The organism is Cyanobium usitatum str. Tous (assembly GCF_003011885.1).
GTDB classification, from domain to species: Bacteria; Cyanobacteriota; Cyanobacteriia; order PCC-6307; family Cyanobiaceae; genus Cyanobium_A; species Cyanobium_A usitatum.
In genome coordinates this window covers 1-24,296 of sequence record NZ_PXXO01000022.1, presented here as the reverse complement: position 1 = coordinate 24,296, position 24,296 = coordinate 1, and the positions used below count along the sequence as shown (strand labels likewise).

At 56.2% G+C, this 24,296-nt stretch carries 20 protein-coding genes and 1 pseudogene; 16 read left to right on the top strand and 5 right to left on the bottom strand.

Translation table 11 applies throughout. The features are described 5' to 3' along the window. Nucleotides 1–195: 195 nt before the first annotated feature. Nucleotides 196–618 carry a MerR family transcriptional regulator gene (locus C7K55_RS12990; protein WP_241518380.1) on the bottom strand — a complete coding sequence of 141 codons (423 nt, stop codon included), beginning with the start codon at nucleotides 616–618 and terminating at the stop codon, nucleotides 196–198. A gap of 55 nt (nucleotides 619–673) precedes the next feature. Here C7K55_RS12990 and C7K55_RS12985 point away from each other — a divergent pair, with 55 nt between their 5' ends. The 7 genes from C7K55_RS12985 (at nucleotide 674) to chrA (ending at nucleotide 6,434) form a co-directional block, all read left to right on the top strand. Continuing rightward, nucleotides 674–1,369 (top strand): DUF305 domain-containing protein, encoded by a 696-nt coding sequence (locus C7K55_RS12985; RefSeq protein WP_106633149.1) that lies wholly within the window; start codon nucleotides 674–676, stop codon nucleotides 1,367–1,369. Between the two features lie 42 nt (nucleotides 1,370–1,411). After that, complete coding sequence (locus C7K55_RS12980; RefSeq protein ID WP_241518379.1) at nucleotides 1,412–1,633, top strand: DUF3721 domain-containing protein; 222 nt, start codon at nucleotides 1,412–1,414, stop codon at nucleotides 1,631–1,633. 6 nt (nucleotides 1,634–1,639) lie between these two features. Beyond that, nucleotides 1,640–1,915: a hypothetical protein gene (locus tag C7K55_RS12975; protein ID WP_106633148.1), complete on the top strand. Its 276-nt coding sequence runs from the start codon at nucleotides 1,640–1,642 to the stop codon at nucleotides 1,913–1,915. Between the two features lie 217 nt (nucleotides 1,916–2,132). After that, complete coding sequence (locus tag C7K55_RS12970) at nucleotides 2,133–4,229, top strand: copper-translocating P-type ATPase (RefSeq protein WP_396094844.1); 2,097 nt, start codon at nucleotides 2,133–2,135, stop codon at nucleotides 4,227–4,229. Continuing rightward, on the top strand, nucleotides 4,229–4,654 hold the full coding sequence (locus tag C7K55_RS12965) for a cupredoxin domain-containing protein (protein WP_106633146.1): 426 nt from the start codon (nucleotides 4,229–4,231) through the stop codon (nucleotides 4,652–4,654). Before C7K55_RS12970 ends, C7K55_RS12965 begins: the two co-directional genes overlap by 1 nt. Nucleotides 4,655–4,851: 197 nt before the next feature. Then, on the top strand, nucleotides 4,852–4,995 hold the full coding sequence (locus C7K55_RS13940; protein WP_241518378.1) for a hypothetical protein: 144 nt from the start codon (nucleotides 4,852–4,854) through the stop codon (nucleotides 4,993–4,995). A gap of 92 nt (nucleotides 4,996–5,087) precedes the next feature. Then, the gene (chrA, locus tag C7K55_RS12955) at nucleotides 5,088–6,434 is read left to right on the top strand and encodes a chromate efflux transporter (protein ID WP_241518377.1); all 1,347 of its coding nucleotides are present in this window, start codon (nucleotides 5,088–5,090) and stop codon (nucleotides 6,432–6,434) included. A gap of 97 nt (nucleotides 6,435–6,531) precedes the next feature. On the opposite strand, the gene C7K55_RS12950 is transcribed toward chrA, so the two are convergent. Next, nucleotides 6,532–8,121: a mechanosensitive ion channel family protein gene (locus tag C7K55_RS12950; protein ID WP_241518376.1), complete on the bottom strand. Its 1,590-nt coding sequence runs from the start codon at nucleotides 8,119–8,121 to the stop codon at nucleotides 6,532–6,534. 841 nt (nucleotides 8,122–8,962) lie between these two features. Here C7K55_RS12950 and C7K55_RS12945 point away from each other — a divergent pair. Further along, nucleotides 8,963–10,072, top strand: coding sequence for a tetratricopeptide repeat protein (locus C7K55_RS12945; protein ID WP_106633143.1), 1,110 nt, complete (start codon nucleotides 8,963–8,965; stop codon nucleotides 10,070–10,072). Here the strand turns inward: C7K55_RS12945 and C7K55_RS13390 are convergent. Next, nucleotides 9,985–11,040, bottom strand: coding sequence for a hypothetical protein (locus C7K55_RS13390; RefSeq protein ID WP_127432052.1), 1,056 nt, complete (start codon nucleotides 11,038–11,040; stop codon nucleotides 9,985–9,987). The two genes, C7K55_RS12945 and C7K55_RS13390, sit on opposite strands and share 88 nt — an antisense overlap. Continuing rightward, nucleotides 11,027–15,019, bottom strand: a complete 3,993-nt coding sequence (locus C7K55_RS12940; RefSeq protein ID WP_127432051.1) for a bluetail domain-containing putative surface protein — start codon at nucleotides 15,017–15,019, stop codon at nucleotides 11,027–11,029. The genes C7K55_RS13390 and C7K55_RS12940 overlap by 14 nt, the downstream gene beginning before the upstream one ends. Nucleotides 15,020–15,481: 462 nt before the next feature. Between C7K55_RS12940 and C7K55_RS14270 the strand changes: the two are divergent. The 3 genes and pseudogenes from C7K55_RS14270 to C7K55_RS13835 form a co-directional block, all read left to right on the top strand. Further along, a pseudogene (locus C7K55_RS14270) lies at nucleotides 15,482–15,643 on the top strand (IS5/IS1182 family transposase); the annotation flags it as partial. Between the two features lie 528 nt (nucleotides 15,644–16,171). Further along, nucleotides 16,172–16,399, top strand: coding sequence for an ATP-binding protein (locus tag C7K55_RS12935; protein ID WP_161956171.1), 228 nt, complete (start codon nucleotides 16,172–16,174; stop codon nucleotides 16,397–16,399). Next, the gene (locus tag C7K55_RS13835; protein ID WP_127432050.1) at nucleotides 16,341–16,553 is read left to right on the top strand and encodes a P-loop NTPase family protein; all 213 of its coding nucleotides are present in this window, start codon (nucleotides 16,341–16,343) and stop codon (nucleotides 16,551–16,553) included. The genes C7K55_RS12935 and C7K55_RS13835 overlap by 59 nt, the downstream gene beginning before the upstream one ends. 506 nt (nucleotides 16,554–17,059) lie before the next feature. Here the strand turns inward: C7K55_RS13835 and C7K55_RS12930 are convergent. Next, nucleotides 17,060–17,497 (bottom strand): hypothetical protein, encoded by a 438-nt coding sequence (locus C7K55_RS12930; protein WP_127432049.1) that lies wholly within the window; start codon nucleotides 17,495–17,497, stop codon nucleotides 17,060–17,062. A 195-nt stretch (nucleotides 17,498–17,692) separates the two neighbouring features. Between C7K55_RS12930 and C7K55_RS13380 the strand changes: the two genes are divergently transcribed. The 5 genes from C7K55_RS13380 to C7K55_RS12920 form a co-directional block, all read left to right on the top strand. After that, a complete protein-coding gene (locus tag C7K55_RS13380; protein WP_127432048.1) occupies nucleotides 17,693–18,367 on the top strand; it encodes a hypothetical protein in 675 nt (224 codons plus the stop codon). Between the two features lie 9 nt (nucleotides 18,368–18,376). Beyond that, nucleotides 18,377–18,877: a hypothetical protein gene (locus C7K55_RS13375; protein ID WP_127432047.1), complete on the top strand. Its 501-nt coding sequence runs from the start codon at nucleotides 18,377–18,379 to the stop codon at nucleotides 18,875–18,877. A 1,607-nt stretch (nucleotides 18,878–20,484) separates the two neighbouring features. Next, on the top strand, nucleotides 20,485–21,621 hold the full coding sequence (locus C7K55_RS12925; protein WP_127432046.1) for a hypothetical protein: 1,137 nt from the start codon (nucleotides 20,485–20,487) through the stop codon (nucleotides 21,619–21,621). A 78-nt stretch (nucleotides 21,622–21,699) separates the two neighbouring features. Then, entirely contained in the window at nucleotides 21,700–22,779 is a 1,080-nt protein-coding gene (locus C7K55_RS13370) for an O-fucosyltransferase family protein (RefSeq protein ID WP_127432045.1), read from the top strand. A gap of 1,211 nt (nucleotides 22,780–23,990) precedes the next feature. After that, the coding region (locus C7K55_RS12920) for a hypothetical protein (protein ID WP_479415237.1) at nucleotides 23,991–24,296 on the top strand (306 nt) is incomplete at its 3' end.

Sequence of the window (24,296 nt, the reverse complement as noted above, 5' to 3'; positions counted from 1 at the left end):
TCAACAGCCCAGCTACGGCTGGGTAATACGGAATCCCAAAAGCTCCCTTGCATAAGGGGGCTTTTTTGTTGCCTGGGGGACCTCAGCTCCTTCAGTTCTGGCCAGATCGCTGTGGTCCCACCAGGGTGTCGCGCGGTTTAGCTGTGTTGCCGCCCAGCAGCAGATCACCCCTGGCGCAGGCAGTACGTTTCTCCTTCAGATGCCTGCACTGACTGGAGCCGGCCTGCCGCCGCAGCTCTGCCAAGTGCTGAGCAGTCCGTTGAGCTCGGCATGGAGGGATTTCAAATCGGCAATCCGCTGCTCGATCTCGCCGGCCTTGACGCGGATCGTGGCCTGCAGGTTGTCGCAGGTGCACATCCCCGATCGGCGGGCCTCCAATACGGCTTTGATTGTGGGCAGAGGGAGCTCGAGCCCCCGCAGGGTGCGGATCAGGGCCAGTTCTCCATACACCGACGCATCAAAAAGCCGGTAGTGCCCCTCACTGCGGCCTGATGGTCGCAGCAGTCCCTGATCGCAATAGAAGCGAATCGTTTTCACGGAAACGCCCGAATGGGCAGCTACCGCACCGATCTTCTGGAGCTCCTGGGCCGTCAATTCCTCCCGCTGTCGCGCGGCCACTTGACTCTCCACCAAGAGGAGACCCCATCGTAGGAACACAACCAAATCCCTACCCATGCGTCCCCTCGCTGCATCGCTATTACTTGCTGGGATCTGGACCGCCCCGGTCCTGGCCCAGGGAGATCCCCACCAGCACCATCACCACCATCAGGCGGCCCCTGCTGCGGCGTCTCCCAGCCAGGCTCACGCCAGCCATAGCCATGACGTCGGCCCATCCGGAGCCACCTACGACCTGCGCTGGCTCGACGCGATGGTGCAGCACCACACCGGTGCGCTGCGGATGAGTGAGTTTGTGTTCAACATCGGCCACCCCGGGGTGGGGGCCCTGGCCAACGGCATCTGGCGCGAGCAGGCCCGCGAGATCAAGGCGATGGCCCAGTGGCGCAAGGCCTGGTATCCAGAGGCGCCGGTCTATCCCGTGGCCCTCAGGCCGGGCGGTGATCCCAACTCCATGGGCAGCCTGGAGCGCATGGGCGCTGCCCAGATCCAGGCGATGCAGATGATGGGCTCCACCCCCACCAAAGCCAACCGGTTGGTGTGGTTTCTCGAGGGGATGATCGCCCACCACGGCGGTGCCCTGCAGATGGCCCACGACGCCCTCAACAAGAGCGGCAATACCACCGTGCGCCGGCTAGCGCGGGAGATCATCGTGGCCCAGCGCGCTGAAATCATCGAGCTGCGCCGCATGCTGCGCCTGGAGGGATTGATCAAGCCGGAGTACAGCCAATACGACGCACTCTTTGGCTTCTAACTCTTTTGATCTGACTCTTTTGATCTGATCGATTCACCTCTGATGGATCTCTTCTCCATGACTAGCCGCATGGCCCTGATCGCCCTGGTCCTGGCGGCCTTACCACTTGCCAGCCGCGCCCACCCCAAGGGCCTTCATGACACTCAGCAGCAGGCCGAGCAAAGGGCTAAGGAGCTCGGCTGCACCGGCACTCACCAGAACAGCGGTAAGTGGATGCCCTGCAGCAATGAGGCAACCCTGCACCAGCACCTGCGTCACCACTAAACCGCCATGCCTTTTTTGCCTAAAACTCGCTGGCGTCAGCTGCACCGCTGGGTAGTGCCGATCGCGGCGGCACCACTACTGCTCACCGCCGCAACCGGCTCGCTCTACAGCCTGCTGCTCGAGCAGGGCATTGACGCCTTCTGGCTGCTCAAGATTCACTCCGGTCGCTTTGGCCCGCTGAATTTGCAGCCCTTTTACTCAGGGCTGCTGGGGCTGTTCACGCTGGTGGTCATTGGTTCCGGCTTGGCCCTGCTGATTTCAAGCCGCAGGGCTAGGGCCTGAGTGCTGGAAATCCACACGGACAACTTCGAGATGATCAACCTGCAGCCCTATTACTGCGCGATCAGTGCAATCCACTTTCTACATAACTGAGCTCAAAGGAGAAATATCAAGAACCAGAATACGAAAATCACGGGATATGGCTCTCTATCTAACTGAACATCACTAGCTTGAAGAGATAGCTCCGCGCCAACGCCAGGCCTCTGATGTCACGCACACAATGAGCGCCCCCTCCCCACCCTGCTGCCCTGCCGAGGGCCCAGCCGTATCAGCAGACGGCATGGAGCGGGAGCTGGCCCGGGAGCGCACCCTGCTGCGCCGCAAGGTCAGCGTTGCTGCCGTCCTCACCGTGCTGGTGATGGTCTCCAGCCTGCCCCACATGTTGGGCAGTGGGCACCATTCCTTCCTGCCTTTCTGGTTCACAAGCCCCTGGACCCAGCTGATCCTCACCACACCGGTGTTGTTCTGGTGCGGGCGTGACTTCTTCACCGGCGCCGTCTCGGCTTTTCGGCGGCACTTCGCCGACATGAACACCCTGGTGGCGGCCGGCACCGGCATTGCTTACCTCACCTCGCTGTTCACCACCCTGTTCCCCCAGGTGCTGATAGCTGAAGGCCTGCCCGCCGACGTCTACTACGAAACCGTGGCGGTGATCCTGACCCTGGTGCTGCTGGGCCGGCTGCTGGAGGCCAGGGCCCGCGGCCAAACCTCAGAAGCGATACGGCGGCTGCTGCAGCTGCAGCCCCCCAGCGCCCGGGTGCTGCGGGATGGACAACCGGTTGAAATTCCGGTGTCGATGGTGGTGGTCGGTGACCTGGTGCAGGTGCGTCCCGGCGAAAAGATCCCGGTGGATGGGGAGGTGAGCGAAGGCAGTTCCTGGGTGGAGGAGTCGATGCTCACCGGTGAACCCACCCCCGTGGCCAAAGCTACCGGCGATGCCGTGATCGGCGCCTCGATGAACCGCAGCGGCAGTTTCACCTTCCGCGTCAGCCGGGTGGGGGCCGACACCGTGCTGGCCCAGATCGTAGAACTGGTGCGCCAGGCCCAGAGCTCCCGCACCCAGGTGCAGCGCCTGGCCGATCAGGTGGTCGGCTGGTTCGTGCCAGTGGTGATCGCCCTGGCTATTGCCGCCTTCGTGGTCTGGTTCCTAATCAGCGGCAATCCCGTGCTGGCGATGCTGTTTCTGGTGAGCGTGCTGGTGATCGCCTGCCCTTGTGCCCTGGGCCTGGCTACGCCCACCTCAATCATGGTGGCCTCCGGCAAGGGGGCGGAGAACGGCCTGATCTTCCGCAGCGCCGAGGCCCTGGAAACGGCCGGCAAGCTGCGCACCATCGTGCTCGACAAGACCGGCACCCTCACCCGCGGCCAGCCGGAGGTGACCGATTTCGCGCGGCTGGCTGGTGGCGTGCTGCCGGCCGACACCCTGCTGGCCCTCACGGCAGCGCTGGAATCCCGCTCGGAGCATCCCCTGGCCGAAGCGATCACGACCTATGCCCGCAGCCAATTGAAGGGCGGCGCACTGCCTGCGCTCGAGGGCTTCGAGGCCGTGGCCGGGCGCGGCGTGCAGGGATTGATCGCCGGCCAGCAGGTACGGGTCGGCACCCCCCGCTGGTTCGAGGAACTGGGCATCGACACCGCCGCCATCCAGCCCCTGGTGGAGCGTCTTGAGGCCGCCGCTTGCAGTGTGGCAGCCGTGGTGGTGGACGGAAGGATCGAGGCCTGCTTCGGCGTGGCCGATCCCCTCAAATCCAGTTCAGCAGCCGCCGTGGCCGGCCTGCGGCGTCTGGGCCTGCAGGTGGTGATGCTCAGCGGCGACGCCAAGCGCACGGCCGAGGTGGTGGCCGCCCAGGTGGGGATCGAGCGGGTGATCGCCGAAGTGCGCCCCGCCGACAAGGCCTCGGTGATTCGCAAGCTGCAGGAGCAGGGTGAGGGCCCGGTGGCAATGGTGGGCGACGGAATCAACGACGCCCCAGCCCTGGCCCAGGCCGATGTGGGCATCGCCATGGGCACCGGCACCGATGTGGCGATCGCCGCCAGCGACATCACCCTGATCTCCGGCAACCTGGCCGGCGTGCCGGCAGCGATCGAGCTCAGCCGCGCCGCGATGGCCAACATCCGCCAGAACCTGTTCTTCGCCTTCGCTTACAACGTGGCCGGCATCCCGATCGCCGCCGGCCTGCTGTTTCCGCTCACCGGCTGGTTGCTGAGCCCGATGATCGCCGGCGCCGCCATGGCCTTCAGCTCCGTGTCGGTGGTGAGCAATGCCCTGCGGTTGCGGAACTTCCGCCCTGCGCACCTACCTCTTCCAACCACCTGATGCAGATCCTTGCTGCCGCAGCGCCCCTCTGGCGCACCATCGATCAACCCCTGGCCCTCAAAGGGCTGGTGGCCATGGTTGGCTTGCTTCTCATCGCCTGGCAGCTCTGGTGGTTCCTGGGTCGCCAAGGCGGTGGCGTGGCGGCCCGCCAGAGCGAGGCAGGCTTGCAGGAGATCACCATCCTTGTGGATGGCGGCTATGCACCCTCAAGAATCAAGGTGAAGGCCGGCCAGCCGATGCGGCTTGCCTTTCATCGAGTCGATCCGAGCAGCTGCTTGGCCCAGGTGATCTTCCCCGATTTCCACAAAAGCCTCGATCTGCCCCTTGATGCCACCACCAGCCTGGAGTTGCCCCCCACAAAAGCCGGCGTCTATCCCTTCCACTGCGGCATGAACATGGTGCGAGGAGTGCTGGAAGTGGAGTGAGGGATGAGGGTGGCCCAGGTAGCTGGCTAAAAGTAGACACGAGCCAATTTGCGCTCACGGGCTGCCAAGGCTGAAGAGCAACAGCCCTCGACAAGGAGGCCTGGGCATGCAAAGCGAGCCTGGATGTTCCGCGGCACCAGGTTCGCGGCACCAGGGTCCCAGTGCGTAGCTGGAGTAGGTCGGCTTTGTGCTGGAGCATGGCTCCCGCATTACGGCAGTGTCCCTATCTCGATGAGGCGGTGCTGCTCAAGACCCGCAGCCGCAAGATCTGCATGACCTGTCACTGGTTTAGGCACCACGCGGGAGTGAACTGCGTTCCTGCCAACTGCACCAGGGGCTGATCGCCCATGGCGAGCACCTGGGAAGCCGCTGCCCAGACTGCTTTGCGTTGACCTGTGCGTTGATATAGATCGTGCCCCCATTGCCCAAGCCCGTGACCACTGGATCCGTCAGCCCTGTGAGCCTGGCTGAGGCCTCGCGCTTCTGGTTCCAGCTGGGCTGGGTGAGCTTCGGCGGTCCGGCCGGGCAGATCGCCCTGCTGCATCGCGAGCTGGTGGACCGGCGCCGCTGGCTATCGGAACGGCGCTACCTGCACGCCCTCAACTACTGCATGCTGCTGCCGGGGCCGGAGGCCATGCAGCTGGCCACCTACCTGGGCTGGTTGATGCACGGTGTTCCCGGTGGCCTGATCGCCGGGGGGCTGTTCGTGATCCCCTCAGTGTTTGTGCTCACGGCCCTGGCCAGCATCTATGCGCTCTGGGGGCAGCTGCCACTGCTGGCCTCGGTGTTCGCCGTGCTCAAACCGGCGGTGCTGGCAATTGTGCTGATGGCCGCCTGGCGCATCGGCCGCCGCACCTTGCATACGCCCCTGCTGGTGGCCCTGGCGGTTGCCGGTTTCCTGGCGCTGGCGGCGTTCAAGCTTCCCTATCCCGTGGTGGTGATCAGCGCTGGCCTGATCGGCCTTGGCGCCGCCCGTTGGCGGCCCAACCTGCTGGTGGCGAGCAAGCCCCACGGGGCCGGATCGAGCGACTCCAAGCAGGATCGGCCTGGCGCTCTTCACGACGATGACTCCGCCTCGCCGGACCATGCGCGCTTTTCAAAGCGGCGGTTGGCAGTGACGCTGTTGATCTGGGCCCTGGCCCTGCTACTGCCCCTCGCAGCTCTGGCGATTGCCGGCGGCTGGAGCGGCACCCTGGCGCTGATGGCCCGCTTTTTCACGCGGGTGGCCCTGCTCAGCTTTGGTGGTGCCTATGCCGTGCTGCCCTATGTGGCACAAGGGGCGGTGGAGCAGTTCAACTGGCTCTCGGCAAGCCAGATGCTCGATGGCCTGGCCCTAGGCGAAACCACCCCGGGACCACTGATCATGGTGGTGGCCTTCGTGGGCTTCATGGGCGGCTGGAATCAATCGATCGCAGCAGGCTTGAGCCCCTGGCCCCTGGCCCTGGCGGCGGTGCTGGTGACGGTGTGGTTCACCTTCCTGCCCTCCTTCGGCTTCATCCTGGCCGGGGCACCTCTGGTGGAAGCCACGCGCGGCGACCTGCGCTTCGGGGCGCCGCTGAGCGCCATCACCGCCGTCGTGGTGGGCGTGATCGCCAGCCTGGCGCTGTTTTTCGCCGGGCCGGTGCTCTGGTCCGGCGGCATTTTTAACCCTTGGGCGGCAGTGGTGGTGGCGTTAGCTTTATTTGCGCAGCTGCGGCTGCGCTGGAGCGTGCTGCAGGTGATCGGTGCAGCGGCGGCCAGCGGTGCAGTGCTGGCAGGGGTGGCAGCGCTATCAAGTTGATCGACTGCAGAGACAACAAAGCCCGGAGCATTGGTCCCGGGCATTTGCCTGCTCAGCCGAAAGCTGAACCAGCCCGGCCGATCTCATTTTAGAGCCTTCAGCCGGCGGCGGGCGGAGTAGGGGTCGGGGTGCCAAAGGACTTGGCAGGCCAGGGGGGCACCGTGCTCCCGTTGCCGTTGCGCATGGCGTGGTAACCGGGCGAGAGGATCTCAACGCCAGCGCCGGCGAATTGGTCCTGGATGGCCCCCAGCAGATCTGAGAGGGTGCTTCGGTAGGTGTCCACATCCACCACGTAGGCGCTGAGCTCGTAGCTGATGTGGAAGTCGTTCAGTGAGGTCTGAAGCACGAACGGGGGGATCTCCTGGCTGATGCCTGCGGTGGCGCCGGCCGCATCCAGCATCAGCCGGTGAACCTGGCGCCAGGGCACGTCGTAGCCGATGGTGACGGTGGTGGCGATCACCACTGGCTGGGCGATCTCGCGACGGGCCAGGCTGTAATTGATGATCGAGGCCCCCAGCACGGTGGCGTTGGGGATGCTCACCACCTCGTTGCGGGGGGTGCGCAGGCGGGTCACCAGCAGGGCGGAGTCGTGAACGATGCCGACGGTGCCGTTGATGCTGACCCGGTCGCCCTCCTGGTAGGCCCGGGTGTAGGTGAGCATCAACCCCCCGATCAGGTTGGCGGCCACGGCACTGGAGCCCAGGGCCGCCAGCACGCCCACGAACAGGCCGGCCCCCTGGAAGGCCTTGCTGTTGGCCCCTGGGATGTAGGGGTAGGCGGCCACCACACCAAATAAAAGGATGCCGATGCCCACTAGTCGGGCTGTGGGCCGGGACCATTCCGGGTAAAACCAGCTCAGGCGAAGGCTCCCTTTCTCCACCGCCCGGAACCAGGCGTTGCTCGCCCGCATCAGCAGCACGGCCAGACCCAGGATCACCGCCACGGAGATCAGGTCGGGGATGGCCCTCGAAACGGCCAGGGCACCGCTCACCACGAGGCCAGTGATCTGGCGCCGCAGGGTTTCGGCGAGGGCCTGGGTGGGGGGAAACAGCCCCAAGAAAAGGGGAATGGAGAGGTAGCTGACCAGCAGGAGCACGGCCCCGTGCACGATCCGGCGCAGGGGATCGAGCAGGCTGCGCTCCTGATCGGCGGTAAGCCACTGGTTCCCCCCCACCTGCAGCCCCCGGATCCGGCGGTTGGCGGGGTCGTTGATCCAGCGCTCCAGGCGCCGGTTGAGGGCGATCTGGCCTCGCAGCCACAGGATGTAGAAACCCAGGGCGAGCAGGGCCAGTGCGCCCCCCCGCAACCAGTCCGAACGGCTGTGGGTTTGGCGGTGGCGCACAATCGCCGCGCGGATCTGCTCGAGGTAGCGCTGGGCAAGCTGCTGGCGGCTGAGCTGAAAGCGAGCCGCGTTGCGGTCATCCACTGAGAGGCGGGGCTCAAACATTCCCTCCCGCATCACGCCGATGGTGGAGTACGGCGGGTCCTCTTGCAGGACGATCTGCTCAGGTTGGATCGAATAGTTGGCGGCCAGCTCGGCCAGCCGCTGGCTAGCCACCCTCGCCAACTGCGCTGGTGTCTGGGCACCGGCGGCGACACGGATTTCAAGCACCCGGCGGCCATCCAGTTCGATGTAGGCCGGACTAGGTGCGTCAGCAGCTCGGGTCAGGGGGGCCGCTACCAGCAACTGCGTCGCCAGCAGAGCGACCAGAAGGGGAAAGAGGAAGCTCGCCCATCTGGGACGTGGGCGAAGGCCCAAGGGCTCTAATTGACCCACGATGCCTCTACTAGAACGTCAATGGACCCTATCTTCTCCTTCCTGATTGAGTTCTGATCACTTTGGGCCTCGAGCTGGCAAGGCTGCGCCATCTTCCTGGCTGCTCACCTGCCACCGGTCCAGTAAGAACGAATTGAAGCGATGGCCTGCCAGAGCAGCGAAAGGCTCAATGCAAATTCATTTCAGCAACCACTGCGAATGAAGGAACGGCTATGCAAGGGGGGGGGTTAACAGTTCAGTCCCCAGGCTGGAACATAAAACCTCCATGGCGACCCCTTCAAGCCCAAAGATTAAGGGCCTGTTTCAACAGCTCTAGGTCTTCGGTGACAGCCTGACGTCCTATGGCGATATCGGCACCTATCTCCAGAAGACGTGCCTAGCGGCCAGGTCTCAGTCCCGCTCAACTGGGAAGAAGGAGCAGACTTCATCTCGCATCAGGCCAACGATGCCTCCAGCCGCTGGCGAGACACGGTCACCGATTTCGACGGCCGGCAGGGCCATCAGCGATGCTGCGGCTGAACTGCGGTTTGCCAGTGGGCGATTGCAGGGCTCAGGGTCAGCTACCCGAGCAAATGACTATGAGCAGCAGTTCATCGCTGCCAGTACACTCAATTACGCTAATCACTAAACAGTGTCCACAAAATCGGGAGGAGCCCAAACCTAGAATTACGCTAAAATACACAGGCAATGGGACAAGCACAGCTAAGCTGATGGGAATCCAGATGGACATGCGACACACCAAGCCCGGGTAATGAACCACTCCGCTCCTGGCTCCGTCAAACTTGACGAGAAGCTCAGACTTGCAGACAAACTTGTCAAGCAGGGGAAAGCCAGGGAGGCTGAACTAGTGCTGCGCAAGCTAGCGAGACGTGCCGGTTCAAGTCACATCTTATTCTGTAAGCTCGGCGCCATCTGCTGGCTGCAAAACAGGCTTGATGACGCCATTGACAACTTCAAGATGGCTTTAGCCATAAAACCTGAAGTGCCCGATGCCCACTGGTACCTAGGCTCCATCTACCAACAGCAGGGCGAACTCGGGTTGGCGATCGAATGCTTTCAAGAAGCACTAAGATTCGGCCCTTCAAATCCCGCCAGGCACTTTGAATACGGGAATCTGCAGAAAGCAATGGGCAGAACAGGCCAAGCAATATCTGCCTACAATAGGGCCATCGAACTTAAGCCGAATTACGCCGAAGCATACAACAATCTTGGCAACATCCTTGCTCAACAATCACTATTCGAAGATGCAATAAGTGCCTACAAGAAGGCTTGCGAGATAAATCGCGAACTGCCCGGCCTCCTCACCAACCTTGGGAGCTCCTTGCATCGAATTGGCGAATACGATCAGGCAATAGAAGCCTATTTGGCAGCGATTAAGCGTGATCGATCAGCCTGCGAGCCGTACTATTGCCTTGGAAACACCCTTAGACAGAAAGGTAATCTCGTAGAGGCAATCAGCGCTTATGAAAGTGCCATAGATGCAAACCACAACTATGCAGACGCACACAATAATCTTGCCAATACTTGCGAAGCCATGGGCGACTTCTCAAAAGCAAGTCACCATTACTTGCTAGCCCTTGAGTCAAACCCCGGGCACATAATGGCCATGCGTAATCTTGCCGGTATTGCGAAGGGAAATAGCCTGATCAGCATAAAAAGCTACATCAGTACAGCCACTAGACGAAACCGCACACTACTAAATGACCTAGACTTTGTTGAGACCATAGCCTCGCTTGGCACAAGCTTTAGCGCGCTAATGCTAGCTACGACAAGCTACCTACCGATACCCGATTCAGATATCAGATCTAACTCGAGAGAGAGGCCATTTCGAAGGGAATCTAAACAGGACGACGAAATGTGACTGATATCTTGAAGAAGCTCGGATCGAATGGCGATGTTCCAATCTGTGAGCTGATGAAAAAAGTCAAACACAACAGCATCGGCAAGACCAAGAGGACGAAGAAGTGAGAGCAACGTAGCAACTGGCAGAGGCGCCGAAATACTTCCAATGGGAAGACAACTCACAACAATCACTTGATTGTCAACCCTAAGATTATTCTCACGATAAGATGCCTCGGAGTAGTGCTCACCTAGACATTGCAATACGAAGGGCGAGAGAACACTAGAGAGGGTAATCGGGCAGGAAAAGGCTACAGTCGAATGGCAACTGAAACCATAGTGAGCCCACATTCCAAGTGGACTCATTAAGTGTACATATTTTTGCAGATGTTCTTGTGCATCGCCACGGGGCGGCGTTTCGATCCCGTTGCTAGTGTTACGGAAAGGCTGGGAAAAGGCACTGTGGTTCACAAGATCCCATACCGGCGCAAGAACATGGGAGCCTTCATAGGAAACGGTGCGGGTAGAAATAAAGCGCCTATATAGCGATGATTCTGCCAATGAAGGGATCAACAGACTTGGCGAAAGTAAGCCCAAGGCAATCAGCTTATGCCTGTATTGAATGGGTAACTTGCTGAGCCCCTCAAGAAAACTCAATGCCTCTGACCGGCCACCACCCGACCAACTCCAATAATTGTAATAATCATGGAGAAAATGGATGGCATTATCAGGCAAGCACAAGCTATCCATGATCGAGATGCCGCCGTTGTCAAGAAATTGGAGATGAATGGTCGGCAGCAAGAGCTGCTTAGGACAAAAGATTCGAGATGGATTTGAAGAATCCAGCGAGAAAAGTCCACGGCCTCTAATGCCAACTCGAGGCTCGAGGTTCTGGACATCACCACCAAGCTCTAAAAATGATTGCTTAATCTGCTCCCAATCCGATGACACCATCACGAACCAATCGACATCACGATCAAATAATTTCAAGCTGGTTGAGACTACCGGAGTAGCCTGTGATCTCAATTACGGCGTCTCTTGAGGAACTGAATCCAGCGATAGAATCATTAAGAGCAAGGAAAGTACGGGTACCGAAGCTGAAGCTGGAAACACCATTTGCGACAAAGTTATCAGAAGAAAGCACTTGCCGCAAGGCGACGTTAGTGAGCGCTGAAACGGATCCGAGCTGACGGATACCGCCAAAAGTGACTGCGTGAGGTGCATCAATACGATCAAATCCAATCGCTAAGTCGGTAATCCAATCATATTCGTTAAGCAGTGAGTCACTGAGCACAGAGTAACGGAAGACATCGCTACCCCCCAGCCCGGTGAGAGTATCTCCTCCAGCTCGACCCTCCAAGATGTTGCCAGCATCATTGCCTGTGATGCTGTTGGCCATTGCATTTCCAACTCCACTAATGGGATCAGACCCAAATAGCTCAACAGCGCGGTAAGTTGCTGCGAGATTCACCACCGAAGAAGTGGAACGAAAACTATTGACAACATTATTACTAAAGGCACTAACCGAATTACCGCTGATATCAACAAGAGATCTTCCACCGCTCATAGGGCTGTAAGTCGTGCTGAGCGTTGAACTGGAGGCGGGTTGGCGACCTAGAGTTAGTTCAACAAGATTAGCTTGAGTGCTTGCGATCCCAGCTTGCATCACAGGAACAAGGCTGCGATTCTCCAGGACCTGGAAGTTGTTGGCTACGAGACTAGAAGAGGCAAGATCCTCAGAGAACAAAAGGAGCACTTTATTACCAGAAACTGTCTGACTGAGAAGCCTGGGGGCACTGCGGTCGATCTGCAGAGCTTGGGTGAGTACATTGCTTTCTAAACCAGAAGCATTGATAGCACTAAGGTGCAGCATTGCTGTGCCATCAGCCGAAGGCAAATCCGAAGAACGAATACGAATACTCCAAGTGCCACTCGGATCGGCCTTACCAGTGAAGCTTCTGGCTCCTAAGCGAGCATTGATTTGGCTGTTAACTTCAGACCTACCATGGAGAGTAATGCCATATTGTGCCTCAACTAGATTAATACGATTATCCGCTGCTACAGCATCCAACGAGGGTACAGCAGGTGCAATTGTGGCCAGTTGCACATTCCTGCTGACGCTGCTCGAATGGTTACCGGCCAGATCATTAGCCAGGACGCTCAGGCTGGTGGCGCCCTGGCTTAAGAAGCCAAGCTCGCTGGAATTGAAAGAAATGCTCCAGGTGCCACCACTTGTTGTTGTTGTGGTGCGTGTGAGTGACGACCAGGACAAGGTGATGGAGGTGGCAGGTTCAGCCACGCCTTCAACGATGACACCTGTCAAGGCTTCTGCGGCTGAGATTAGGTCGTCTCCAGCAATCGTTAATATTTTAGGAGTATCAGGTGCCTTCGTATCGATCAAGATAGTTTGGGTTGTGATGGATGAAGAATTACCAGCGGCATCAGTTGCCTGAACGCTGACAACAGATGCCGCAGTGTCAGCTGGCAGCTCAGTAGCACTAAAGAGGATACTCCAACTACCATCTGAGTTCACAAGGGTAGTCTTGTCAGTTCTACCCCACATAACACGAATGGTGCTGGCTGCGTCTGCACTGCCTGTCTTCCCTATTAGCAGTACACCAGCTGCTTTGGTGATTGCGTTGATGACCTGCTGCCCATTCACGAGCACACCAAGGGATTCAACCAGCGGTACTTTGGGTGCCAGCAGGTCAAACGTTGGATGGAAAGGAGGAGAGATCGTGCTGTTGCCAACCTTATCGGTCACAGTGGCAATGATCGGAGCATTTAGGTCAAGACTGGCCAGCTGTTGAGCAGTGATCCACTGGCTCCACCTGCCTGAAGGCCATACAAATGGGCGTATAAACAAATTGTCCCATGTCAGGAGAAGAGCGCAGCCCCTCTCAATTTGACCAGAGATGTGGATACCAAGCCCAGACTCTTTGATGTTAATGATGCCGTCACTGGTTATGGGCTCAAAGGTGGGAATTTGTGGTGAGACTGTATCGATACCAACCCAGTATCGACTAACAAGGGACGTATTGCCGGCTTGATCAGTTGCTGAAAAAAGAAGTGTTGAACGCGGACTATCATCTGGGATCTCGCTGGATGCCAGCTGAACCGACCAAAATCCATTGGCAGTGGCAAGAGCCGTTTTGGTAGCTGTGGCCCAATTCAGTGTGACAGTAGCTCCGGCTTCAGCTTTTCCAATGAGTGTGATGCCGTTTTGTTTTTCGGAAGCGTTGATCTGATCATCTCCTGCCACTTGGCTAAGCCAGGGCATGGTGGGGAAACTGGTGTCAACCACCACTGCACGCTCGGTCTGCAGAGAGGCGTGGCCATCGTGATCAAAGGCTGTAATTCGGATCGTTGTGTCTTGCCAATCGTCAGGAATTTCAGAGATAACCGCTAAGAGCGGATTGCTCTGATTTGGATCAGTCGTGGTAGCAAAGTGTGTAGACCAGGCTCCATTGGTAACCGATATATGCTTTGTTGTGGCACCCCAGCTGACATCCACCGTGCTGGCACCAGGGGCGAGCCCTGTCAGTGTGACGCCTGTGCCTTTTTCTGCCCGGTTCACACGATCGTCCGCAGAAACCAACGCAATGGTGGGTTTCGCAACTTCGTCCCGGCCATTGATACCAATATTGAGATCCTGATCTATCGGATCACCGTGTCCATCGGAGATTTGCAGGCGGAAATAATCCACAAGACTCTGGCCATCAAAAAGGGTCAAGAAGCCGACATGTTGGTCCTTAACGACGTATGTAAAAGAGCCATCAGAAGCAAGCGTTAGCGTTCCATAGATGCCCTCGATTGTGGTGGCCTGCGTTGTGCTAACTTCGCTCCACTGGTTGTTGGTCTGTGAACCAGACACATCCTTCCATCGAACAGCTGTGATCAGCAACTGATCATCATCTGGGTCGAGGATCTCAGCAAACAGGGCGCCGGCAGCTCCGTGGGCGTCGACAGAATCTAGAGTTATACCCAGTGGACTCGAACCTGTCTCATAGGCTTGGTCAAGAAGATTCAGGTCCCTAAGACTGACAGGTGCATCATCCACAGGGGTGACATCGATCGTGACGGTGGATGCGGCTGACGCGGCATCGGCCTGATCCAGTACCTTGAACTGAAAAGAGGAATATCCATCGCCATTGGCATTGGCAGCGGGCACAAAGGTGAGCTTGCCTAGATCAGCCTTGGCAATGGAATAGCCACTGCTTCCGATAGTGAAGCTGGAGCCGTCAAAAAGCAGTTGGCCGAGATCAGGTGCCGAGGTGATCAGAACAGATTTGAGTGAATCGCCTGAATCATCGTCAGAAAAGGCAAAGTCAGAGGTAGAGAAGGTATACGCAACATCTTCGCTGGTACGCACCGAGCAATTGGCGCTAGTGGGCGCACGATTCACAGCAGCACTAGTGATCGTGAAATTATCAACAGCCAAATAGGAGCTGGCGCTAGAATCGGTTTCATTAAACACGGCAACTGCAATTGTGTAAACCCCGCTATCGGCAAATGTATAATCGTAACGACCGGATTGCGCTCCGTAATTTCCGGCACTGTATACGCTGGCAAGCTTGGCGCTCGAAGGGCCGCTGACAACAAAAGACGAGTCATTATACGACCAGTAATCTGTTGTCTTAAATTTCCAATCAAAAGAGAGCTTCTGGCCGGCACTGATATGGACGGACTGCTTGATAGCTGAGCCGACGGTGTAAGTATTGTCTTTTTCTGTATCGAAAGATGCGTTGAAGCTACCGACGTCGAGGCCAAGAAATATCTCAATATCACTGAGTGATTTATCCTGGCTTGATAGTTCAGCAAAATAGCTGCCGTTAGTTGGTTCAAATCTGGCATTGCTGTCGCTACTGCTGCCTAGATCAACGGAGCCCTGGCGGACCACTGCGCTACCCAGTGTGCTCCAGCCTGAGAACGTACCGGATTCAAAACTGCCGTTAAGGAAATCAGCCACGGACCTGTCCTGCCCATTTGTCAAGAGTTTAATCGATGAAGCCTGATCTAGCAGCCTGGCCTAGACGGCTTGGATCACGCTGAGGCAATCCCCTTGGGTCGATTGCTGCAACAGGGCAGCCCAAAAATGCAATCATGGCGCCCCGTTGCGGTAGGCGTAGCGGTGCGCGTCCTTGTGCAGCTGCACATCCCGCGGCCAGTGCCACTCCTGCTACACCGCTGCCCGATCAGGCGCAGCAACGCTTCTTGAACTGTGCGCAGGCTGGTAAGCAACAGATGGCGTATGGCCCCGCCCTTGGAACCCCGAGCAAACTCTGCTCTTGCCGCCGTCGCCCGTGAAGTGGTTGCCGGAGCATCACCTGGTGGTCTTCCTACTAGATCTGGCCGCTGAGCTGGATCTTGAGCAGATCCACGCCGACTACCGGTAGATGGATCCCGGGGGGAGAAGGCCTGCTGGGAAGACGCCGCCTTCCGTCACCGTCACCTGGCTGCCCTGGCCGGGCTGTGCGTTCAGGTGCTGAGGCTCTGCCAGAAAGCTGGGCTGGTGAGCTTGGGCCAGGTGGCGCTGGATGGCACCAAGACTCGCACCAATGCCAGCAAGCAAAGGCCATGAGCCACGAGCGGGCTAGTGCTCAGGGCCGAAATCATCGAGGCCCTGGAGGACGGGCACTAAGCCAAGGGCAAAGGCTGAGCTGGAAGTGGAAGCAGCTGCCGCCAAGGCCCATCAAAGGGAAGAAAAGACCCATGCTGCTCAGCAGGATGCTAAGGAGACCGAGGCGAGTAGCGACGAAAAGCAGCCGTTGTGCCCGCAAACGAACAGATGATGCCCAGAAGATTGCCCATGAAAGGGATCCACTGGAGATTCCACACGGCCAGCTCCCCAAGGATGCAGCCGGAAAGCCAGAACCCCAGGCCCAGCGCAATTTCACTGACCCCGACAGCTACATCCTCAAACGGGCAGACGGCTGGATTCAGGGCTACAACTCCAAGGCCGCCGTCGATGGAGAGCACCAGGTGATCCCTAACAAAAGGGTCTCGGGGGTTTTGATCACCAGCATCTGGAGGCCAAGCACTGGCAGGAACTGCAGGTGCTCTCCCGCAGCCACACCTGGCTGTTGCAGCCGAGGTACTACTGTTTTTGGGCCCCAGCGGGGTGAGCAATACCCACCTGGCCATTGCCATCACGATGGCGATGATGGAGCAGGACCAGTCCTGCCTCTTCTTCCCGGCCACGGCCTTGGTGCAGCTGTTGCAGAAGGCCAAGGCCAGCTACGAGCTGCCGGCCCTGCTCCAAAAGCTGGACAGCTACGCCCTCCCTGGTGGTGATCGACGACATCTCCTACGTGCGCCGGAGCGTGCTGGAGACCTCGGTGCTGTTTGAGCTGATCTGCCAACAGCTACGATTGATGCTCCCTGCTGATCACATCCGACCAGCCATTCCGCGAATTGGACGAGATCCTTCCGAGCGGATCGATCCTGTAGATGCGATGGGCCGGCTGGTGCAACACGGCGAAATCGTTGGCATCAAGAGTTAAAACTACCTACAAACAAGAGCTGCTGCATAGGTTTCTGGCGATACAGCTGAGCCACCTGTGCCATTGAGCGGGCGTCATGACCGTCATGATGAAAAGCTGCGACCGATGAGGGCTTCAGAGGTGTTGAGGCGTCACGAAAAATGTTCCAACCACCCTAAAATTTTTCCACTTTCCAAGCTGATTGACATCTGACCGAGCGGATCGAGCCAAAACCGGCCAGTCGCCGGGTGTCTGAATTGCCGACGCCAGAAAGTGCAGTGTCACCAACGTGAAAGCCTGTGAGGGGAGGGGGTGGAGGCCTACATCTCCCCAAACAAGCGACACTAAGGATGAGGCCATCACTGGATCGAGCACCATCAAAAACGCTTGCGTCGTGTGGAAGTCAGCCGCCTAGTTGAGCACGCCTTCCAGATCCGGGGTGCTTAGGAGCTCCATGAGTGCATCTCGCTAAATGGATTGAAGGGTGTCGTGGGTCTTCAAGCCAGGGTTCAGGCATAGACCGTGACCTAGACCACGAATGTGTGCTGATCGACCTCGGTCTCCACATCCGTACCAATGAGAGTGCTGCTACAGCACACCAACTGGTCCAGCCCGTGCGTGCCACCTGGAATCTGGATGATCAGCCAGGCCTGCAGAACCTGGAAGAAATCGTGCAGATGGGCTCTGCTGAACAAGTAGAGGAAGGTGGGAGCCGAGAGCCAGCACTTGAAATCCTGGCCCAGCGGCTCCAGATGCCGCTTGGAAGCCCCCTCCAGATCACTATCACTGGAGCTGCGGCAACCGCTGAGAATCCCCAGCACAGCCACCAACAGGAATAACAACTGCAGGTAAGAGGCCCCGCGGCGGGAACGACCGTCAGGGATGGCCTTGTGGAAGCTGATCAGATTGCTGAAATCCGCCTGAACGACTGCAGCATCGGGCTTTGGTGCATGGGAATGAGCCAAGCCCGCTGGCCAAGGCCAACGCAACCAGGCTCCGCCAACCCGCCGTGACGGCACTTTTAGGCGGCCCTGGCAGGCAGCATATTGCCGCATAGTTGCAGCATGCGCATTTACGCGGTAGGATCTTGTGGTAAGCACATGGCCTGTGAGGGAGGAGCATGAGCGCCTTCTGACCTAGGCCTCTCCTCCTCTCAGGTCATGCATAAGTCGTTTTCTCACGCTGTCGCGCTGCTGGTGCTGCTGTCACCGATCGCAGCAAAGGCCCAGATCCTTCCCAATCCCACTCCTGCCGAGAAGGGAACAACCCAGAACCTATCTGTCCAGAATGGCTCTAAATCTTCCCTTGCCTTTGGCACGAACACAGCGTTCGGGGCTTCGCTTTCCACCCAAAGCTCTCCAGGAATGAATTCAATTATTGAATCCAAATTCGTCCCTTCAACTGCATCAATTACAAGTAGTATTGGTTCTGGCGATACAGCAGGCGTCACTAAAGCAACAATTTCGAATTTGAAAGCACAGGGAACTGGCGTTATTCCGATTCCTGGTGGCGACGGTACTATTACTACCGATCAGGCGAACTTTGCATCAGGCAACGCCCTGCTCGAGGGCGTGGGCGCTACAGTAGACATCTCACTTACAGGAGATGGGGGTTCTACATTTGCAGCAAGTGTATCTCCAAATACTGTTGGATATACCCCTGACAAACCATGCAGCGCAGGCGCGGGCAATTGCCTTTATTCAGATGTAGATGGTAAAAAAGCTTATTCGGAGCAGCAATTTGCCAATGGCAACGCTACTGCAACTATCACCTCTAACACAACAGTTGATATTCAGACCAACCAGTTTTCATCGACATTCGCTCAAAGCTTTTAATATCTTATGATGATCCGTAAGCTTATTGCACTCGTTTCGCTTTCGCTTGCTGCCTCTCCCGCATCTGTGTTAGCGCAGTCTCAAGGCCAGACATCAGGAACGACAGGCTCCAAAAGCACCTTCAGCTACTCTGTTCAGTCTACTTACGGAGTTACTACATCCGCTAACTCAAATCCCAACTTTATTGTAGACAATGAAGCCGTCTTACTTTTGAAGCAAGGCAGCTTCGTAACTAACAAGTTTGGTGATGATTCAGGTAATGCGAAAGCAGTATTCACAGCAACACCAACAGGTGGCGGCGTTGATCTGCAAGGGATAACCGGAAAAAATCTTCTTCTTATTGATGACGGGACCATGTTTCGATCATCAATTCGCTCTGTTGACCCAGAAAATTATAATCCAGAATACGGGGGCGTTGCCTCTGGCTCAGCATTGGCAACTCATACATCAACCGTGGTTGTTGAGAAGTCAGAGTCAACGTTCAGCCAATCATTTGCAACGAGCTTCTAAACTAATTCCATGAAGTTTATCACTTTACTAGCCTCACTAGGCGGCTTCATACTTTTAGTCCCCGAACTAGCACTTGCACAGCAAACAAATAATAGTTCCACGCTCAACAACCAAGCAGCGCCCTCTGCTTCATCGATCACATCTGGAGGGACAAACATAAACTATCAAACCAATAATTCATTCAATAACGAAAACGGTTTCGCTCCAGGCATATTCTGCCGGACACCATCTCTTTATGCAGGGGGAAGTTGGGGCCAAACCAACCAAAATGCGCTAGACATTGCAGATAATACAAGCTCAAACGATAACATCAACTATTCTGCCAACCTTGGACTAGTTGTCCCCTTCGGGTCTTCTGTACTAAGGCAATGCGCTGACCTGGCCAAACAGATTACATTAGATCGAAAGATTTCAACAGATCTTTCTCTTATCAGAGCTTGCTCTCAACTTGAAAAGGAAGGTATAGTGGTTGATCCGGATAGGTTCCCGTACCTTGAGAAGTGCGCAAAGGTAGCAAGTTCATCTATTCGCATCTCACAACCACGTCCAGGCCCAATCCCTGTTACTCCCATGATAACGCCGAAAACACCTCGCACTACCAAGAGTTAGATTTAACCATGTTATTGTGATAGGATCAACAGTTGCATTAATTTTGCTTCATGGTGCTGTTCAAACTTTACCATCAGGCCAACCCCTGGTCGCCAGAGAATCTTCTTTCATAATTTACTGTACTTCAAATCATGATGGGACGGGAGATTGCTCTCGTACTGATACCAGTGAAAGCATCGAATGTGAACTGGTTCCCGGTTCTATCATTAACTGCATGCAGAAAGATGGTAAATCTGTACAGTGCGTCATGGCTAGCTCTGTACTTAACGCACAGGCATATTTTTCTTGTGCCCCACGAAGGAACGCCGGCGTGAGCGGGAAGAGAATCAATCTTGAGAGATTTGATCAGCCTACCACTCCAAGTCTGCCTCCCACGATCACCCCAGAATTACCGGATCAGCTAACCCCATTAATCGATCTATTCAACTAGGATCTGGTCAAACTTAAGATTCTGATGTCAGCTCGAATCCACCGAAATACCGCCACCTTCCAGTTCCTTTCGTTTCTTGGAAGCTGTGCCGCAACTGCGGTTTTCCCTCTGCTCTATGCCGTGGTGCCTGCCAGTGCTGCCCCTTGCTACCCCAACGACCCTGATGGAGAGAATCCAGGAAATCTGTGTTTAACCTATCCTGCATCCTTTTCCACAACGTTTGACACAATTCCACAATGGTCGCCGCTCCCAAACCGACCAATCAACCAGCCCCCCTTCATCCAAGGTGTGGGCACGGAAGCTTACTATGGCTTTCGAGTCAGCAACACCCAGCCGGGCCGAGTTGTGGGAACGACGTCTGGGTATTGGACTAATGTCGAAGCCGTGAACGGCTCAACGACGATCACGGACAGTAACGGCCAAACGATTTCGATCGATTAATCAAGCTTGAGGTCCCTCAAGAATTGTTCGTTGTGGACTGGGATACGAGATACAAAACGTTGGGCGGCTTCCCCAGGCAATCTGCTTGACACATATGCGCATCAGCCTTTAAGATAAATGGGTCGGCATGCGTCGACCCATTCGTTTCTTAACCATGAAAAAGCCACTCGTGCTTGCAGCCCTTCTGGCTGCCGCCCCTTTCGCCGCTCCTGCCGCCAAGGCAGTGCCAGATCAACTGTTTAACATTCAGACTCCTTCAGCAGGATCTGTTATTTTTTCCGGTAGTGGTACCGCAAGCTTTAACAACCAGCTAAGCACCAACAACAACTTTAACGTAGGTTCCTCGACCAACTTAGGCGTCAACGCCTCTGCTTCGAGCACCTCCGACTACACCGCTAATGGTGCTGCCAATCTGGACCTGGCAGGAACCAGCCGTTTTCAGCAGACCATTGGTACTGCAACCCAAGCATTTAACACTTCAACCGTTGCCGAAGCTGCAGTAAACGCAGCTACATCCGCAGCTAATTCCAGCTCCTATGGCTCATCTTGGTCCTCCGAGTGGGATCAAACCGCTACCTGGACAGGCAAAGGGGAGTATGAATACAAAGCCGGCGCCAACGGTGCTGATGCTGAATACTGGAAAGGAGAGGGCTCAGCCGCGTACGATGCCACCGCAGAATACAACGCTAGATCTGAGTCTGCATGGCAAAGTGGCTGGGAATCTGCCTATAACAATGCTTATAGCACTGTAAGCACCAATTCCCAGACTACAACCGGGGCTGGTGAACAGTCGGGCACAATTTCTGCGAACTTCCAAACCAAAGATACCGGTACCAGCTCCGGTGCTATCGCTGCACTGGCAAGTTCATTTGATTCCAGTGCTTCGGCTACTGCTCAGCTAGCAGTTGGCTCAACCTGGGGATCTGGTACCGATTACGCCACCGAAGCCGAATACAGTGCGGCTTATGAAGGCGCGTATCAGCAGGCCTACGCACAAGCTTCCAGCTCTGCCCAAGCAGCGGCTGCTCGTGAAAGCCTCAGCGAGGTTACTGTCAAGGGTATTGGTGTGATTGCAGATGTTAATGCTGCCTCCACAACCAACTTCCAAGCCCAAGCAAGCAAGGATGCCCCTAACCAAGGTGGCAACGGAAACGCTCAGGCCTCGTCTGGCTCTAGCCTTTCGACCTCATCCTTCGCGACGCAGAGCAACAGCACCAGTGCTAGCGCATTCGCTCAAGCCTTTGCTGCTACTTCTGCCCAATAATTTCAACTACGCTAATTCCTAGCATAGTTGTTAAGGGTGAGAGCGTTGCTCTCACCCTTTTTTTTTCAAAAGTAGCTTATGAAATTTGTTCTACTAAAAGGATTTGGAGGGTTTGGAAATCGACTTCAGTGCTTATTGCAAGCAATCGCCTATGCAAAGTCTACACAACGATGCCTAGTTAGTGATTGGCGCGACAGTTATTGGGCCCACGAACAGAGCCTCGAACTTGAGCATTATTTTCGCATCGAAGGACTCAAGACGCTAAGGTTTAATGAGTTCGTTACAAAAATCCTAGGGGATTTCATATATGCCAGCAATGATCTTAGCGTAGTTCCAGAAGCCTGGGGTAATCATTTAGTTGATGCAGATTACGAAAAGTTTGTTCATGATCCTGACTTCGCACTGCCAAGCAATGGTGGCTGCCTAGAGCGAATTATCGAAGGCAATGAGCCAGATTTTGAACATTCGATTGTGGTCTACCCAAGCATAGGACCGCGGAAGTTCGAATGCTGCGACGCCCATCATATTAGACCAACACCGCTTATTTCTCAAGCCCTACAAGTCTGCGTGAATGAGCATCAGTTGAGCGCTGGCCATTACGATATTGTTCACCTCAGAGGTGGCACTAAAAGTTGGACGGGAGGCTCGATTTCTGAAGACAGTCCTAACTATGATAAGCACATACAGTGGGAGTCAGCCCACCACTACATGCAAGAGATCTTTGATGTGCTGCAACAGCTCAGGGGAGGATCCATGCCGTGTCCTCTTTATATCCTCACTGACACTCCCTCTTTGGCGGAGGAATGGATGCGTAGTTTTGGTGAAGCTACGCTAATCGCCAATCGCGCCCATGGTTTGATGGGAGACACGGGTATTCATAAAGTTCGCGGGCAATCGTTATCTGATGCGAACTGGTCTAAATCAACAACTGGAGGCTCGCAGCCTATAAGTAAGGAGCTGCTCAATGTGGAAGCAATTCGAGACTTCATATTGATGAACAATGCACGCCACTTGGTTGGGGATGGGATTTCGGCATTTTCCTATCTTGCCTACGGATTGAAATCCAATAATGTCGTTTTGGCTGATCTCCCTACACGTCAGTCTACCCCGCAAGTATCACAACATGGCGAAAGCAGCCACGTCCGCTGGCTCTTTTAAGACTCACCTATCATCGTCTAAGAAAGCATATGCGTCTCCCCATCGCCACAAACTGCACCTAAAACTGAACTCATTTATCTGATGTGCTAGCAGCAGCCAAACATCTGACAGCAGAGTTGTCTCTGGATCATTCAGGAGCACCATGAATGTGCGGATGATTGAGCCACTACTAGCTCAGAGCAGCGTGGGGTAGGAAGTGGCACAGTTGCGATTGCTTCAAAAATCCAGTGCCCTGATCGAAGGTTTGGGGTATTGCTAAGAAATCTAATCTGTAAACGTGGCAACTTTAACGCCGATTGCAGCTGATAATAACAGGGACTTCAGCCCGATCCTGCCTGTGTCGATTCCCTCGTTAGTCTCATAATCTGGTGGCGATACAGGGTCAAATAAAAGCTACTAGTCAATCTTATGTATGCGCTGCCGCAATCAAATCAGCCTATCCGCCTCGGTGAACAATAATCCCAATATACTGGGACAATACCTTCAAGCCCAGGGGGGGGGGGACTGGGTTGACGTGATACCAAATGTCACAGAATGCCTGGTCCAGCTGGGTTGTTGCTAGTGGTACCTAAAGGTTGGGATGGGTCCGTGCAGCACTGAGTGAGGCTACGTCTTTTGTCCGCTCTATCACCAGGTACTCGCTTACATAGAATTTTATTTGGGCTTCTCGCGCCCACACGCCTCCTTGGCTTTCGGTGTGGAAGTCACGAGCAAGCAAAGCCGAGTAAACCCGGCGCTCATCAGCAGCATCTGTTCGACTCTTGCCGGGAGCTGGCTGTTCTGATACACTTGAAGCAACTAATATTGTTGTGGAAAAAATGTCCACATATCACAAGCTAGCTCGCGCAGCCATTTTAGGAGCCGCATTCGTAGGTGGATGCGTGCCTCAGGATCGAACAGGTCAAAGCGGTGTTCCTGGTCACCAGGAGACATCGTCAGCTCAAGTCGCACCGACGATTCAACCTGGAACAAACTCTACTTTAAGTTCAAGAAAGCCTCTACTATCACAGAGTTCGCCATCAGCTCCATCTGCTCGAAATTCTGCTCTTGAAAGCGCGGGCCTTGCCGAGTCTCAAGATAAAAAGCCACTCAGCGAGAATTCTTGCGGCCAAAGATGCTCTGATTCGCTATCGCAAGCTTCTGCCACTATTGCACCTGCAGAATCAAAATCAGCACCAGAGCAAGATGAGAGATCGCAAGCCCTACCGACCATGCAAGTCGGAGATCAGCTAAGCGAGCAGCAGCGTCTAGCCGAAGCCGAACGTGTCGCCCTCGAGCAGCAGCTCGAGCAGGAGCGCATCGCCACAGAGCGCAAGGCTGAAACCCAGCGGCTGGCCGCAGCGCGGCTCGAGCAGCAGCGTCTAGCCGAGGCCGAGCGTGTCGCCCTCGAGCAGCAGGCCAAGCAGCAGCTCGAGCAGGAGCGCATCGCCACAGAGCGCCAGGCTGAAACCCAGCGGCTGGCCGCAGCGCGGCTCGAGCAGCAGCGTCTAGCCGAGGCCGAGCGTGTCGCCCTCGAG

Coding starts and splice junctions, on each gene's coding strand:
- C7K55_RS13940 (WP_241518378.1), top strand. CDS start 4,852: ATGGCTCCCGCATTACGGCAGTGTCCCTATCTCGATGAGGCGGTGCTG.
- C7K55_RS12975 (WP_106633148.1), top strand. CDS start 1,640: ATGCCTTTTTTGCCTAAAACTCGCTGGCGTCAGCTGCACCGCTGGGTA.
- C7K55_RS13380 (WP_127432048.1), top strand. CDS start 17,693: ATGCATAAGTCGTTTTCTCACGCTGTCGCGCTGCTGGTGCTGCTGTCA.
- C7K55_RS12965 (WP_106633146.1), top strand. CDS start 4,229: ATGCAGATCCTTGCTGCCGCAGCGCCCCTCTGGCGCACCATCGATCAA.
- C7K55_RS12945 (WP_106633143.1), top strand. CDS start 8,963: ATGAACCACTCCGCTCCTGGCTCCGTCAAACTTGACGAGAAGCTCAGA.
- C7K55_RS12980 (WP_241518379.1), top strand. CDS start 1,412: ATGGATCTCTTCTCCATGACTAGCCGCATGGCCCTGATCGCCCTGGTC.
- C7K55_RS13370 (WP_127432045.1), top strand. CDS start 21,700: ATGAAATTTGTTCTACTAAAAGGATTTGGAGGGTTTGGAAATCGACTT.
- C7K55_RS12925 (WP_127432046.1), top strand. CDS start 20,485: ATGCGTCGACCCATTCGTTTCTTAACCATGAAAAAGCCACTCGTGCTT.
- C7K55_RS13375 (WP_127432047.1), top strand. CDS start 18,377: ATGATCCGTAAGCTTATTGCACTCGTTTCGCTTTCGCTTGCTGCCTCT.
- C7K55_RS12985 (WP_106633149.1), top strand. CDS start 674: ATGCGTCCCCTCGCTGCATCGCTATTACTTGCTGGGATCTGGACCGCC.
- C7K55_RS12970 (WP_396094844.1), top strand. CDS start 2,133: ATGAGCGCCCCCTCCCCACCCTGCTGCCCTGCCGAGGGCCCAGCCGTA.